Annotated in this window: 13 protein-coding genes; 1 reads left to right on the top strand and 12 read right to left on the bottom strand. The window is 67.5% G+C overall.

What is annotated here, in order from left to right; all coding sequences use genetic code 11:
* Window positions 1-27 precede the first annotated feature (27 nt).
* Window positions 28-1,644 (bottom strand): tyrosine-type recombinase/integrase, encoded by a 1,617-nt coding sequence (locus ACFWP5_RS04030; protein WP_384149781.1) that lies wholly within the window; start codon window positions 1,642-1,644, stop codon window positions 28-30.
* Window positions 1,641-2,300 (bottom strand): helix-turn-helix domain-containing protein, encoded by a 660-nt coding sequence (locus tag ACFWP5_RS04035; protein ID WP_384149784.1) that lies wholly within the window; start codon window positions 2,298-2,300, stop codon window positions 1,641-1,643. The genes ACFWP5_RS04030 and ACFWP5_RS04035 overlap by 4 nt, the downstream gene beginning before the upstream one ends.
* 91 nt (window positions 2,301-2,391) lie before the next feature.
* On the opposite strand from ACFWP5_RS04035, the gene ACFWP5_RS04040 reads away from it, so the two are divergent.
* Window positions 2,392-2,679, top strand: a complete 288-nt coding sequence (locus ACFWP5_RS04040) for a hypothetical protein (RefSeq protein WP_384149787.1) — start codon at window positions 2,392-2,394, stop codon at window positions 2,677-2,679.
* A 404-nt stretch (window positions 2,680-3,083) separates the two neighbouring features.
* Here ACFWP5_RS04040 and ACFWP5_RS04045 read toward each other — a convergent pair whose 3' ends face one another.
* From ACFWP5_RS04045 to ACFWP5_RS04090, 10 genes are all read right to left on the bottom strand, one after another.
* Window positions 3,084-3,377, bottom strand: coding sequence for a hypothetical protein (locus ACFWP5_RS04045; RefSeq protein ID WP_384149790.1), 294 nt, complete (start codon window positions 3,375-3,377; stop codon window positions 3,084-3,086).
* Between the two features lie 611 nt (window positions 3,378-3,988).
* Window positions 3,989-4,768 (bottom strand): hypothetical protein, encoded by a 780-nt coding sequence (locus ACFWP5_RS04050; RefSeq protein WP_384149792.1) that lies wholly within the window; start codon window positions 4,766-4,768, stop codon window positions 3,989-3,991.
* 250 nt (window positions 4,769-5,018) lie between these two features.
* Window positions 5,019-6,005 carry a thiopeptide-type bacteriocin biosynthesis protein gene (locus ACFWP5_RS04055; protein ID WP_384149795.1) on the bottom strand — a complete coding sequence of 329 codons (987 nt, stop codon included), beginning with the start codon at window positions 6,003-6,005 and terminating at the stop codon, window positions 5,019-5,021.
* A complete protein-coding gene (locus tag ACFWP5_RS04060; RefSeq protein WP_384149798.1) occupies window positions 5,987-7,219 on the bottom strand; it encodes a lanthionine synthetase C family protein in 1,233 nt (410 codons plus the stop codon). The genes ACFWP5_RS04055 and ACFWP5_RS04060 overlap by 19 nt, the downstream gene beginning before the upstream one ends.
* A complete protein-coding gene (locus tag ACFWP5_RS04065) occupies window positions 7,216-10,281 on the bottom strand; it encodes a lantibiotic dehydratase (RefSeq protein ID WP_384149801.1) in 3,066 nt (1,021 codons plus the stop codon). Before ACFWP5_RS04065 ends, ACFWP5_RS04060 begins: the two co-directional genes overlap by 4 nt.
* A gap of 90 nt (window positions 10,282-10,371) precedes the next feature.
* Window positions 10,372-10,563: an FxLD family lanthipeptide gene (locus ACFWP5_RS04070; RefSeq protein WP_384149804.1), complete on the bottom strand. Its 192-nt coding sequence runs from the start codon at window positions 10,561-10,563 to the stop codon at window positions 10,372-10,374.
* A gap of 53 nt (window positions 10,564-10,616) precedes the next feature.
* Window positions 10,617-11,852: a methyltransferase, FxLD system gene (fxlM, locus tag ACFWP5_RS04075; protein ID WP_384149807.1), complete on the bottom strand. Its 1,236-nt coding sequence runs from the start codon at window positions 11,850-11,852 to the stop codon at window positions 10,617-10,619.
* A gap of 259 nt (window positions 11,853-12,111) precedes the next feature.
* Window positions 12,112-12,519, bottom strand: a complete 408-nt coding sequence (locus tag ACFWP5_RS04080; RefSeq protein ID WP_384149810.1) for a hypothetical protein — start codon at window positions 12,517-12,519, stop codon at window positions 12,112-12,114.
* Entirely contained in the window at window positions 12,516-12,845 is a 330-nt protein-coding gene (locus tag ACFWP5_RS04085; RefSeq protein WP_384149813.1) for a DUF6415 family natural product biosynthesis protein, read from the bottom strand. Before ACFWP5_RS04085 ends, ACFWP5_RS04080 begins: the two co-directional genes overlap by 4 nt.
* Window positions 12,846-12,910: 65 nt before the next feature.
* Complete coding sequence (locus ACFWP5_RS04090; RefSeq protein WP_384149816.1) at window positions 12,911-13,345, bottom strand: ATP-binding protein; 435 nt, start codon at window positions 13,343-13,345, stop codon at window positions 12,911-12,913.
* Window positions 13,346-13,682: the final 337 nt, after the last annotated feature.

Genomic DNA, 13,682 nt, shown 5'->3' on the forward strand with positions numbered 1-13,682 from the left:
TGACCGGGGCTCCTTTTCCGTCTCTTGTCAGGCGGAACGATTCTGCTGAGATGTGTCGCCCTTGTGCGGCGGCACCATCCGTGGCCGCCGGGGAGCAGTGCTCGACTTCGGCTCGTCGTCGCGGACTGCCTCCAGCGGCTTACGCGTGTGCGGTACGAGTTGTACGACCTTCTCGGCGGCGTCGCGAGCGAGGTCGTCGAGGACGGATTGGTAGATGTCCCGCGTGACCCGGGTGTCGGAGTGGCCAAGGGTCTCGGAGACGACCTTGATATCGGCCCCCGCCGCGAGCATCAGGGTCGCAGCGACGTGGCGAAGGTCGTGGAGGCGGATGGGGGGCAGGCCGGCGGCCTTGGTGAGGCGCTCGAAGAGATCACTGACCTTGCCGGGGTGGAGAAGTGAGCCATCCTCCTGGGTAAAGATGCGCCCGGTGTTCTGCCAGCCCTCGCCCCACGCCTCGCACTCCCGCTGCTGGCGGTCCTTGTGGCTGATGAGGCCCTCGTTGGTGTCGTCGTCGAGGGCAATCAGGCGGATGCCGCTGTCGGTCTTCGGAGCACCCTCGTGAACCTCCCAGCCGTCTTGGACGAGTTGGGTGGCGATGGACAGGGAGCGAGCCTTCCCGGAGTGGTCCTCCCAGCGGACACCGCAGGCTTCTCCACGGCGGGTGCCTCGGAAGGCGATGAGCCGCCAGAGCATGTACAGCCGGTCCGCAGAGACAAAGTCAAGGAAGACTGCAGTCTGCTCCGGGGTCCAGACCATGACTGGCGACGGCTTCTCGCCGGTCTCCAGCCATCGAGCGATGCGCTCGTCGGTCCAGATCAGTGCCTTCGGCTTTGTCCCCGGCAGCAGCTCAACGTGAGCGGCGGGGTTGAAGGCAGGCATCACCTGCTGGGCGATGGCGACGTTCAGCGCAGCCCGGAGCGTGTCGCGAATGTGGGGCTGGGTGTTCAGACCGGTGATCCGGCGGAACGGCGGCATCGCGTCGAGCTGGGCACGGAACCACTTCCGTCGCACCCGATTCTCAGCCCCCTTGTTCGGTGTGGCCTTCAGCTCGGCGGCAACCGCCCGACGCTGGGCGTTCTGCTCCTGGATCTCGATGTTCCGCTCGTTGATGGTGTCGAACATCGTGTCGATGTGGTGGACCCGGAGCTTGTCGAGGCGAAGGTGCCCGAGATGGGGCTTGAGGTGGATGCGGATATCGCACTCGTAACGCGCAACTCCGCCCCTGCGCAGGCGCTTGCGTCCGGCCAGCCAGGTGTCCAGCCACTCCTCGACGGTGACCTTGGAGTTCAAGGCCTGCCCGGTCTGGAACCGGCGGCGGGTCTCGTCGTAGTCCGGCAGCGGGGACTTGTCCTGGACGCACGCCTCCAACAGATCGCTGATCTGCGTCTTGCCCCAGGCGTCGTCCTCTTCGGGGATGGCCATGAGTGCACGGACCTTGTCCAGCTCTTCCTTGGCCTTGGCGGAGGTCTCGAAGCCACCGCGACGAAACCGCCGACGCCGACCGTCCTGAGCGGGGTCCAGCTCCTGGAAGACGCCGTAGGTCCCGTGTCGTCGTGACTGGAACTTCGGGCACGACGCCCCGAGGTCCTTGCCAGTCTCGGGGGCAGTGCACCGGCACCGCCGGGTTATGGTGCCGTTCTTCACTCACTCTCCTCTGCGTCGGTGGCCATGTCGGGCTGGGCGACGAAGGCGAGTTCGTCGGGAAGGGGCGGAGGGGTGAGGCCGCGCTGGCACATCCGCTTCCGGTAGGCGCGTAGCTCTTGGGCGTCTTCGAAGGCGTGCTCCTCGTAGCCCTCGGTGCGCTGTAGGAGGGTGGCTCTGCGGGCTCGGTCCAGGGTGGTGCTGGCCGCCCGTCGCCTCTCCCTGGCCAGGGCGTAGGAGGACATCGCGGCAGCCACCAGATCACCGTGCTGACGGAAGAGGTCGAGGACGTCCCGAGCGGAGCCTTCGGGGGCGGGCTCGGCCAAGGGCGACTCGCCGGTGAACCAGGCGACCGCATCCCAGGTGGAGACTTCGCGGCCGGGAAGGACGTCCACCGTGGCCGAGGATCCGAGCGGGAAGAGGAGAGTCACCGGCGGGACGCCCAGGACGTCAGCCAGCACGACGACCTCCGCCACGGTGACGCTTGTCTTGCGTCCTGACTCCAGGTTCTTCATCGAGTGCTCGGTGAACTCCGGCAAGCCGCGGTCGGCACACCCCTGGGCGACCTCGGCCATGGTCAGGCCGGCGGCCTTGCGTGATTCCCGCACGCGCTGAGCGATCCGAGCGGTGAACGCCGTCGACCATTGATCAGGTGTCATGGTGAGACTTTAGGCACACAAAAGGTGCTGCTGCAACTCCGTGATACATCTGGGGTGTCGCTGTGGCGCGGGAAATTCTATGGAGGGCATCATGACGGCATCCAACTCGTCCTGTGAGGCACGAGGGCTGACGAGCGATGAGCTGCTTGGTCTTCCTGCCGTGATCGACCTCGACACGTCGAATCGGGCGCTGATGATCGGTCGATCCACCGGTTATGGACTCGCCAAGCAGGGGGCGTACCCGGTCAGGGTGCTGAGGCTCGGAAACGCCTACCGCGTGGTGACGGCCGACCTGCTGAATCTGCTGGGGCTCGAACGCCCTCAGGGCGATGGGGATCAGATCGGTGGCGGAAGCGAGCGTCACGGCCTGGCCGCGTAGACGTAGCCGTGTGGCTCTGTCCCGTCCGGTCCTCCCACCAGTGTCAGTCGGAGAGTGGCCGATCGACTGGACATTCCGCGGTGTGAGGGCTGCCTTGAACAGGGCAGCCCTCACCGCATTTTGGCCTGAGTTCAGGTACCCGGGCGTAGTGGTACGGCCTGCGGCACATCCTCGTTCTCCTCTGCGGGGTGATCCGAGAGGAACCGCCAGAGTCGACGGCGGAGCGCGGCCATGAGCCTCACTTTGAGCTGGGCCGTCCACGACCGAAGACGACGGATGGAGCGACGCGCCTTGTCGAAGTACCACGAGGCCAGTACCGGAAGGGTCAGGCCAAAGTACGCAAGCAGCAGGGCAGAGTTCACGAACAACCTCATGCGGGTCTTGGCGCCCCCCGCGACGAGTTGTTACGCGACGAGGGCGAAGTCAGTAGGGCTGAAGAACGGCCCTGACCCTGGAGCTCGTGGGATGACCGGCACGGTCAGCCGGAGGACACCACATGGGGAAGTGTCGGTAGGAGGCGGCGCGGCGAAATGGCCGAAGTAGCGGGCGAAGCCGCTGAGTACATACAGGGTTAGCTCTAGCAGGAAATCTGCCAACGCACGTGCGTCGCGGATGATGCGTGAGACTTTTTCGGCGTTGGAAGCCTCGGTGGCTCGTGCGAGTCGATCGAGCTGCAGCGCCAGGCCGTCGGTGGCCATTCGCAAGAAGTGTGCCGTCTTCCCTTCGCCCGGGTGACGGCTCTCTCTCAGCGCGGACAGTCGGTGCTGCCCGTCAACGAACCAGGTTGAGCCCGACGAGGGCTGGGTCTTCAATCCGTAGTGCAGCCCTCCCGTAATGGACGGCCGACCGTTTGTGTTTTCCGCTGTCCTCAGCAGTGAGAGAGTCAGTTCTCTTGCCGGATCTCCAGGTGTCGCCCAGTCACCAGCGTGGAGAAAATCTCGGCGGAGCCACGAGTTGATGGCGAGAACGGCGCCGCGGTAGCTGTTTGTCAGCACCAAGCGCTGTTCCCTCAGTGCGGTGTGCCAGACGACTGGTGTCTTCCCTGTCGAAGACGCTCGCGTGTGCTGGGGGAAGTGCAGACGAACGATACCCATCGCGCTGTCCACCAACGTCGCGAACGTCGCTGGTGGTTGTGCTGGGAAGCGATGGTGGCCCACAGGCGTAAGCCTACGGGATCCGCTGCCTCCAAAAGTCAGAGATCTGAAGCGCAATCGGCCAGGCTGAACTGCCACGCGTGCGTCCGTCGGCGAAATCGCCCGAAGGACTATCGGCAAGATGTGGGCCGAGTCTCATCCCGGTCCTCGGACATTCACGCGGCCGTGTCGATCTTGTCGTGGCATGCCGTCCGCAGCATGGTCAGCTTTGCGATCGCCTCTTTGTACGACCGGGAACCCGGGGAAGCGATGGCTTCCACCACAGCGGCTTCCAGCGACCGGCGCTCTTCGTTGGGGATCACGAAGGTCCCGGAGAGATGAAAACCGGTCTCGATCTTGCTGCGCAGGGTCAACTCCAATGCGTCCCAGGCGTCTTCAGCCGCCTCCTGACGACTGCTCATTTCCGCAGCTCCACCACGCGACACCCTCTCCAGACACCGAGCCATTCCCCGAGCGTCGCCCGCCAGGCGCGTCGCGAGCCTGCGGCCTCGGGAGAACACCTTCAGCGAAGCGGTGCACAGCGCGACGATCAGCCCCAGAGACGTACCGACGACCACCGGTTCGAAACGGTCAGGGACCGGCAGGCCGCGAGTGAGACAGAGAGCGATGCCGGCCGTGCCGCAGGCCATCGAGAACACCTGGAGCACCACTGCCCACGTAAGGCGTCCCGCCAGCCGTTCGTAGGCGAACTCCGCCGGCTCTGGCACACCGCAGAACACATGGAAGATCCACACGCCCAGAAGGGCCAGTCCTGCCGGTACCGGGTCGTCAGGCAGTCCATCGGCTGCCAGGATCACAACTCCGCCGAGCAGCAGCACATACAGGACCATGGGCACGAAGGTGATCACTCGGTGCCAGATCTCAGACCGAGCTACGAACCACGGCTTCGCTACGACGTAGGCGCTCCCCATCAGCAGTCCGGACGGGATGATCAAGGCACCTGCATCGTAGACGCGGGCTGCTGCTGTGAGGACAACTCCCGCGGCCACGCAGGCCGTTCCGATCCACAGGCGTGGGCGGAGACGGCGGGCCGGAGTCGGGGCGGATGCGGAACCAGCGGTCACGGAAGAGCCTCCTCGGAACGTCGATTGACGTTCCGAGGAAAGCATCAGCTACTGACAGAGCCGTAGGAGCCAGTCGGGCTGAGCCGCGGCTGTGATGACGGTTGTCGTTCCTCTAGCCGCTCTACACGGCGCTGTCGGTATGCAGGATCGCGGACCTTGCAGCCCACGCCAGAACGCTCTGCCCGCGCATAGACAGGCCGAGCCGGTTCCAGTGGAAGATGACGTGGTAACCGAGTATCTGCCGCAACCCCCGGTCGAGGGTTCCGTCCTGGACGGCGCGGCCGAGCGCCCGGCCGGTGTCGCTGAAGGCGGAAGCCCACTCGGCTACCGGCTCCAGCAGTCCGCCGCGGAGTAGGAGGGCGTCGCTGTCTGTGAGCAGTAGCTGGCGGATCTCCTGAGCGCGGCCGCTGAGGTGATCGGCCGGGACATCGCTGACGGTTGAGCGGTGTTCGTGAGTGATGACGCGATGCCAGACGTCTCCTTGCTCGTACCACTCCAGGCCGGCGGCACGCATCATGATCGTGCACAGCAGGACGGACAACTCCCTTGGGCCTACAGCCAAGTTGCGGTACCGCAACTGTTGGGCCTCCCGGCTGTCGGTGACGAACAGAGCGTGGGCGACCGTCATGCTGACCTCACCCCCGAACGCTGCCGTCTCCGGCTCATAGATGCCGGGCCACCAGCGTTGCAGGTGCCCGTCGGCGACGAGGCGGGCGAAGCAGTCGCCGAGGGCCAGCTTGGTCCCGATCGCGGGGCGCACGTGAAGGCGCATGCGCCAGCAGGGATGCTTCCTGGTGTACCACCAGCCGTCGATGGTGCCCGCGGCCTGCGCCTCCTGCAGGACGGGCAGGACGTACGTGGTGAAGGTGGTGTCGGCGTTCGCCCAGTCGGTGAAGTGGAGGTAGAGCTGCCACCAGTCGGTGATGGAGGCGTGCCGGGCCAGGGCCTCCTGGCCGGCCTGGTCGTAGACCACGACGGCGTCGGACAGGATCGCAGGGTCGATCCGGTAGTGGGTGGCGGCGTCGGTGAGCGGCTGGCCGGTGAGGACGGCGAGGACCGCGCGCTGGGTCGGGCTCGGGGCGGCGTGAATCAGTTGATCAAGAGACATGCGTCCCATCCAGTGCTCGGCGCCTGTTGTGAGGCGAAGGTCGTGAGGGCGAGCGCGGTGCCGGCATCGCCGTTGATCAGGCCGGCCGTCGGGAGGTCGCCGGGCCGGGCTTGCGCGGCGAGGGTGTCACCGAGGCGTTGCGGGAGGGACTGAAGGCGGAGGTCAAGGGCGTCGGAGGCAGCCCGGACGGCGGTTTGGTAGATGCCTGCCCACCCATGGCACAGTCCGGTGTCGGTGACCTGCCGGAGTTGCACGGGGTCGGTCATGGCCTGGTACAGGGCGTCCTCGTAGAACGCCTGAAGGTCAGGAGCGGGCTGGGCGATGCCGGCGAGTTGTCCGGCCCTCGCGATGCCTGCCGTGCCGTAGCACCAACTCGGCCGTGCGGGGGCATCGTGGTGAGGGCGTCCGAGTTCGAAGTCGCGGCGAGAGATGTGCTCGGGCCACCACGGGCCGGAGGGTGAGTGCTGGCACCAGGTGTCCAGGTGGTCGCAGATACTCAGCACGGCTTCCCGGTGGCCGTCGACGATGATGCCGTGGCGCAGTGCTTGGGTCAGGAGGAGGAGCGGCCCTGTGATGCCGTGCGCGGCCCCGAAGTTGCCGTGACCGCCTGGGAAATGGGGCGATTTGCCGCGGGCCGGGTCATGACGAACCCACCAGCCGGGCAGGCCACCGCGCCCCAGCGAGAGTGGGCGAGTTAGGGCGACGAGATACCCCAGGACTCGTTCCAGCGCAGCGCTCTCGGGATCGGTACGCAGGAGGTAGGCCCCGATGCCGGTGAGGCCGTAGAAGAGGTCGTACTCCGCGAAGGTCGGCAGATCGCCGCTGCTGATCCGGGCAAGTGCCGCATCCACGCGGCGGTGGGTGAGCGCGGTGATGTGCTGGTGGAGGGTCCCGCGCGCTGGGGCGTACAGGTGCTGAAAGGCTGGCGGGACAGTGGTGAGGAGGAAGCCGACGGCCGGTGCGCCGAGGAACAGGCCGGTGGTGTCGGCCGCGGTGATGTGCCCGGAGGCAGCGGCGGTGATCCACCGGTGGGCGGGGTGCCAGGAGGCGCCGAACCGGCCGGCCATCTCAATGTGGAACAGGCTGATCCCGGCGGCTCCGTCGGCGAGGGACTGCACCGCCCAGGGCTCGTCCGGTGACGAGGGAGAGGGGTCTGCAAGATGGTCGGCGTACTGCTCCAGGAGCGATACGGCGCTCGCGGTGGGCGCGGTCATCGGCTTGCCATCCGGTGCTGAAGGGCAGCGCTGCGTACGAGTCGCAGCGTCGTCGCTTCGATGCTCGGGCTGATGCCCAGAGCGCGGACATGATGCTGGTGCAGCAGTGATCGAGCGACGGTGAGCGGGTCACGCTCCTGCGCCAAGGTGTTCCGGTACACGTCCAGGGCGACGGCGCGGGCCGACCACGCTTCGGCAACCTGGCGGCCTCCGGGAAGGGCCGCGAGCGCGAACTCCCCTTCAGATGTGGCGAGTTCGAGCACTTGTGTGCGCATTGCCCGGTCCAGCCGTCCCTCGCCCTGGGGAAGGTTGCGTACCAGCCACTCCTCGGCTTCGGCGGCGCTAGGCGTGAGCTGGGTGACGAGGTTCAGGGAGCTGGCTGCTGCGAGCGCTTGTGGGGCGAAGGCGTCGGTACGCTCCGCGAGTTGGAGTTGCGCGAGAGCGGCGGCCGAGTCCGCGGCGAACACCTGGTGCGCGGCGTCCATCGCCGCGCCATGGCCGAAGCGACCGGTCTGCGGTTGGTAGGTGGCCAGGACGAGCCCGGACGCCAGGCCGAGTTGGTGAAGAGTCTCCGCCCACGTGTGGACGTGTTCGGCCGCGGTGCCGTACGCGTTCTGCGGAAGGTGCAGCGTGAGATCGAGGTGCTGGTCGGCGTCCGGGCGGGCCATCTCCCGGTGCCGGGTGAACCACCATGTCGGCGGGGTGTCGCCGAATGCAGCGAGCAGCCGGGGCAGGTACCGGTGCAGGATCTCGTCGTAGCGGCGCGCATGGGCGTGGAGCTGCGCGTGGAGAACGTCACCGGCGCCGGGAAGATGCCGGCCGGTTGCCGTCGGTGTGGCGGGGCGCGGTCGGGACACGTCGGTGTTCTCGGGCTGGGGTAGGTCGAGGGAGAGCCATATCTCATGGGCCCGTCCGATCCAGCCGTGGGCGCCGCCGTTGGGAACCTCGCGGAGTTCCAGACGCCGGAGGTTGTCGAGAGCGGCGCGCAGCACACGGCGGTGAACCGAGTGGGTCAGGTCCAGGGGGAGGCGTTGGTCGTACTCCATCATGGCGATGCGGTCCGGGACGCGGAGGCGGTCTCGCCAGGCGTCGAAGGCTTGGTCCCACTGCTCCGTCGAGGCTGCCCGGCCGGGCAGGTCGTCGGCGGTCAGCAGCCAGCGGGCCTGGGTGAGGATGGTGCGGCGGTAGCGGACCCGGGGCAGGAAGGGCAGTCGGGCGGCGGCGCCGAAGTGGAACGGCTTGTAGGCGGCGTACCGCGCGGTGGCCACCTCTGCGAGGAAGCGGGCCAGCGGCGGGGTTTGAGTGCCGCCTTCGAGGGCGTGCAGAACCCGTACGTCGATATGGCTGCCGGTGGAGATCTGCACGAGGTGGAAGGAGCGGGCGTCGGCGGTGACGGCGATGTCCGCGAGCGGGATCGTCGTCTCGTCGGTCGTCTGGTGGCCGGACAGCTCGATCACGTGGGGCAGCAGCCGCGGTGTGCGGGTGACGTTCTCGTTGCGGCGGCGGAGTGGAGGGAAAACGAGCTGAGCGGGGAGCGCGCCAGGGGCACCGTGGTAGGTGGTGGCGAGTGCGTCCTGCTGCAAGGGCGGCAGTACGTGGGCGAACCGGCCGGCCATGCTGCTGCCGGGGCGCGGGACTGAGGTCAGCAGTACGTCGAAGTCGCCGCGGGCGAGCGCCGTGGTGCTGGGCGCGTGTACTTCGAAGGCGACTTCCACCCGAGGCACGAACTGCCGCTCGTCACTTCCGGCGGCCTTCTCCAAGGCATCGATCATCGCGTCGGTGAGCCGGAGTTCGTCCCGGCCGTCCATGAGAACCTGCTGCACCATGCCGAGCAGTACCTCGTCGCGGTCGGTGAGCAGCTTCGGAGCGGAGCCGCGGTCGGAACCGATGTACCCGGCGGGCAGCCCGAGTCCGCTGTCTGCCACCAGCTCCATCACCGGCACCAGGGCACCGACTCCGTACCTAGCCCGGAAGCGACGGTGGTAGTCACGCCAGTGCTGGTAGCCGTAGGGCTGCGGCGTGGTCCGGTACAGGCCCGCGACGGCCGCTTGCACCTCCGCCACCACGGCCTGCGGGAGCTGCACCTCGCAGTCGAGGGCCGTGTCGATGAGCAGAGGCGTCGGCGTGACCGGGGAGAGGTCGCGCATCCGCGCTGCCACGGCGCTCGCACCGGGGCCCGAATGCACGGGCTGGTGGGCGGAAACGTCCTCGCGCACCGTGTTCAGCGCATGGACCAGGTCCCGGATGTCCGGCACCGTGTCCGCCTCGTACTTCTCCAGCTCACGACACAGGTGCTGGAAGGCGTCCACCGTGGTCATCGGGGCCCACAGGCTGCTGATGAGGAGTTGCTGTTCGATCAGGCTGCCGAGGAGCGCGTCGATCCGATCTGCGGTGGCCTGCGGGAAGCGGTCGCGCAGGTGGGTGTGGAGGACGAGGTAGGCGATGGGGGTACGGGCCGCGTCCATGGCGGCGGCCACCGGCCGGGCGTTGCGCACGGATATCTCGACCGGGGCCAGGAGTTGGGCGTAGCCGTCGGCCGGCGGGCCCGGCGCCACAAGCCGGTCGCCGCGAACGTGGGCGGCGTTGTTGGCGATCAGCGGTATCCGCTTCATCAGTTCAGGGCTGCGCTGGAGGCGCAGGACGATGTCGGTGACCCACTCCGCGTCGGGCCGGATCGCCACACGGTGCTTGTCTCGCCATCGCACGCTCGCCCGGCGCCCGACCGTCAGAGGAGCGGTGCCGGCGAACAGGCCGAGCGGCGTGGGACGGTGCTGCCACCGCAGGAGGTAGGAGGCGGTCGACAGCGCGGTACGACGGACCTGGCGGGGATCGCTCTGCTTGCCCTGGATGACGGCCTCGACGGCGGCAGACAGGACGGGGGTGGCCAACTCCAGTGCGCTGCGCGCCTCTTCGCGCTGCCAGATGCGGTTCAGCCACCCGCGGGTGACGGTCACGTCGTCCAGGTCGAGGGTGCGGGGTACGTCTGCCGGTCCGGGGCTGGTGGTGGCGCGCAGCATCGCGGCGCCCTGCCACTGGTAGTTGGCGACTGCTCGGGGAGCCATGGTCCCTTCCTTCAGGCGACGCGCGGAACGGGGAGGGCCGGGGGCCGGGCACGGTGATGCGCCCGACCCCCGGCGAGAGACTGGCCTGGATCAGGCAGGGTCCTCCACGAAGGAGTTGCAGGCGGAGGCGCCCGTCGCGCAGGTGGTTCCGCAGCCGTCGCCGGTGGCGCACATGAGCTTGCCGAGTGAGTGCTCGGAGACGACGACCTTCACGTTCAGGGGCGCGAAGTCGTCGTCCAGGCCCGCCAGCGGGGCGGGCGGGTCCAGTGTGGCGCTCGTCATGATGGTGCCCTTCCTTCTACGTCGGGTGGTGCGGGACGGCCTGGCTCTTGGCGTTACGCCGTGGGCCAGGAGAGCGAGATCCGGCTGTGCACCTTGTCGATGACCCGGTCTGCCCGGATTCGGTCGTCGGAGGTGCCGGCCGGATAGACCCGGATGACCGGGCTGGGGCCACCGCGCCGGTTGCCCTCCCAGTCGTGCAGCACGTCGGCGACCTTGTGGACGAGCTGCTTCGCGTTCGGACCGAGAGCGTGCACGCCGTACTCGACGTGCTTGTTGTCCTCGGTGCGGCGGGTGACGAGGTAGCAGAAGGTGTCGTCCTCGACGGCAGCGAGGGTGAACCGCTTGTTCGTCGGAGCGACCAGGCCCGTGTCCAGGTCTTCGTCGACGGCCATCGTGCAGAAGCCCGGCAGACTGATCGCCATCGTCATCTGGAGGGTGTCGAGGAGTTCCTGGAGGCGGACGGTGACGCCGGTCCACAGCTCATGGCGCGGATGCGTGACGGCGTTGTCCAGCCGGTGCGGGTCGGCCGGCAGGCCGTCATCGAACTTCAGGCCGATCTCCGGGGTGCCGTTGACCAGCAGGAGTTCTTCCCGGTGGGCGGCCGAGCCCTGCATCGCGACGAAGCCGCAGATGCGCGCCGACTCGCTTTCCAGGTAGTCGCCGTGTTCGCCCGTGACCTGGGTGAAGGCGACGGAGCGGGTCAGGCCTCGCATCCGGAGCGGCACCACGAGCCGGCCGCCCCGCTTGAGCTGCGAGATCCAGGTCGGGGGGATGTCCCAGGCTCCGACCGTCACCAGGACGACATCCACCGCGCAGAGGTCCGGGATCGGCGCGGCCGCGTCGGCGGTGACGACGCGCACCTGGTCGTAGCCGTGCTCGTCCAGGAGGCGACGAGCGCGTCCGGTGACGATGGGATCGATGTCCACCGTGACGACTTCGCCGTCCTGACCCACGAGTTCGGCGAGGTAGGCCGCGTTCAGACCGCCCGAGCCGATCTCCAGCACCTTCATCCCAGGCAGCAGCCGAGCCTGCTCCAGCATCATGGCCTGGATCTGCGGGGCAGAGACGGAACTGAGCTGCATGCCGTGCTCGTCCGTCTTGGTGATCACTGCGGCGTACGTGTCGTACGCCTTCTCCAGCGTCGCGTCCGGGGTGAACTCGTGGCGCGGCACCCTGCGCAGCACGGCTTCGATCTCGGGAGAAGAGATCGTGCCGTCCGCGCACAGCTCGTTCACCACTCTGTTCCGCAGACGGGTCGCCTCGTCGGGCTCGACGGTCGCGTTGGTCATGAACTTCCTTCGGTCGTACGTGTTTTGGGGACGGAGGCCGGCATGAACGTGCTGGCGGGCCGGGAGGCTATCGGCGGACGGGCTCCCTTCTCGTCGACTCGCCCGGGGCCGACGGTGACGTGGCGGACGGCGCATGAGGGTTCGGGCGCCGGCGGAGCGTCGCTCGGCGGTCCGATCTGCGATCAAGACCGCCGGCGGCCGTCTAGCGGCGGGCGCAAGATCGTCCAAATCGACGACCTCGTAGTCCCGCCCTGGAGCGTCATCTCCGGAGCGACGTCCGTACAAGGGTGGACCGGGCCCGCTCATCGGTTACTTGATCTATCGCGCGGAACAGCGCCTGGACGAGGCGTGCGAGATTCTGTGCGCGGTGCGCGGCCGACCGCGGGGCGGCGCTCTGGACCAAAGGCCTCAGGCTGAGGCGCCGGGCGGCTTCGCCAAGGGTGGCCTGTGCGCCGACCCCGGCCCACGAGTCGGCGGGGATGTTGAGGAACCGGGTGCACAGATCGTCGGCGAGGATCCTGCCGCGTTGGGCGAACTGCTTGGCCATGTCCAGAGCGACGTCGACGGCCGGAAGGCCGAGGTCGGGGCCATGCGGGTCCCAGGACAGGGCTGTCGTGACGAGGGCCAGGATCTTGCCCTCATCTTCTTCGAGGGGAGTGCGCGTCATACAGCGTCGTCTCCCATCAGCTCCAGGAGGTCGAGAATGCCCATGGCGAGTCGGTTGAGATGTCCTCGGGCGTACTCAGGAGAAGGGTGTTCGGCGCTCAGAAAGATCAGACGTTGGAGCGGCCAGAGCGGGTAGGGGCGTACGAGGGATGGCACGATCTCCACGAGCGTGGTGGTTGCCCTGCGAAATCGCGCCGTGATGGCTGCGATCTCGTGTGAGGCGGGGGGCGTGAACTCACCGAGTACGGCATCCAGGTCGTCCCACAACTCGTCGTCGATCGCCTCGTTTGCGAGGAAGCGGCGCAGGCCAACGAGGAGTGTGCCCACGGTGGCATCTTCGGTTGAGTACCGCTGACTCGACACCGTGGCAGCGTCACATGTGACGGTGACCATCACGATCTCCAGGCAGGGATTTGGAAGACGCACCACGTTGTCTTGCCCTTGTCGCTGACGCCCCATTTCCACGCGAGAGCGGCGACGAGGAGAAGGCCGCGGCCGGAGACATCATCGTCGTCCGCAGTGGTGAGCTGCGCCGGTGTCGGGTTTCCGTCGGTGACCTCGACTCGTACTTCTCCGGCGGCGTAGAGGACCTTCAGGCCGATGTCTCCGCGGCCGTGCTTGATCGCGTTGGTGACGAGTTCGGAGACGGCGAGCGCGATGTCCTCCTCGATCGACTCGGGTACCTTCCACAGCTGCAGGTAGCCCGTAGTGATCTGGCGGATGGGGCGGACACGGGCGTAGTCGGGGGCGAAAGTTACCGCGAAGACCTGGGTGGTCCGCTGCACGAGTTCTGTAGAGACCGTGGCGACGGTCGTGGCGGGACTCATCGCAGGCCGATCGAGCTGCGCGGCTGCAAGTCGACGCCGCCCAAACGTACATCGCGCGTGACGACGGCACTGCCAGTAGAGGAACTCATGTGGGGGTGCTCCCGCTCGTCGGGTGTCGGGCCTACTGAGCGAACCGCGGAATCAGAGTTATGGGCATGGGGTCAAGGGCTTGGAGGTGGTCAAGGTGGTCAAAGATCGCCAAGGGAAGTCGCGGTCAGCGCTACATGAGCCTTGAGAGACGGCGCAGTTGAGGGCAAAGAACAAGTCCCCATATCTCAAGGGGAGTTGCTTGTGCTACCGGCTCCCTGAGCTCTGAGAGACCGCCGGCGATCGGTGA

It is taken from the genome of Streptomyces sp. NPDC058469 (assembly GCF_042721125.1).
Taxonomy (GTDB): Bacteria; Actinomycetota; Actinomycetes; order Streptomycetales; family Streptomycetaceae; genus Streptomyces.

What these genes read in the sequence shown, in the direction of transcription:
- ACFWP5_RS04035 (WP_384149784.1), bottom strand. Translation starts at nt 2,300, where the DNA reads ATGACACCTGATCAATGGTCGACGGCGTTCACCGCTCGGATCGCTCAG.
- ACFWP5_RS04040 (WP_384149787.1), top strand. Translation starts at nt 2,392, where the DNA reads ATGACGGCATCCAACTCGTCCTGTGAGGCACGAGGGCTGACGAGCGAT.
- ACFWP5_RS04045 (WP_384149790.1), bottom strand. Translation starts at nt 3,377, where the DNA reads ATGGCCACCGACGGCCTGGCGCTGCAGCTCGATCGACTCGCACGAGCC.
- ACFWP5_RS04055 (WP_384149795.1), bottom strand. Translation starts at nt 6,005, where the DNA reads ATGTCTCTTGATCAACTGATTCACGCCGCCCCGAGCCCGACCCAGCGC.
- ACFWP5_RS04060 (WP_384149798.1), bottom strand. Translation starts at nt 7,219, where the DNA reads ATGACCGCGCCCACCGCGAGCGCCGTATCGCTCCTGGAGCAGTACGCC.
- ACFWP5_RS04065 (WP_384149801.1), bottom strand. Translation starts at nt 10,281, where the DNA reads ATGGCTCCCCGAGCAGTCGCCAACTACCAGTGGCAGGGCGCCGCGATG.
- ACFWP5_RS04070 (WP_384149804.1), bottom strand. Translation starts at nt 10,563, where the DNA reads ATGACGAGCGCCACACTGGACCCGCCCGCCCCGCTGGCGGGCCTGGAC.
- fxlM (WP_384149807.1), bottom strand. Translation starts at nt 11,852, where the DNA reads ATGACCAACGCGACCGTCGAGCCCGACGAGGCGACCCGTCTGCGGAAC.
- ACFWP5_RS04080 (WP_384149810.1), bottom strand. Translation starts at nt 12,519, where the DNA reads ATGACGCGCACTCCCCTCGAAGAAGATGAGGGCAAGATCCTGGCCCTC.
- ACFWP5_RS04090 (WP_384149816.1), bottom strand. Translation starts at nt 13,345, where the DNA reads ATGAGTCCCGCCACGACCGTCGCCACGGTCTCTACAGAACTCGTGCAG.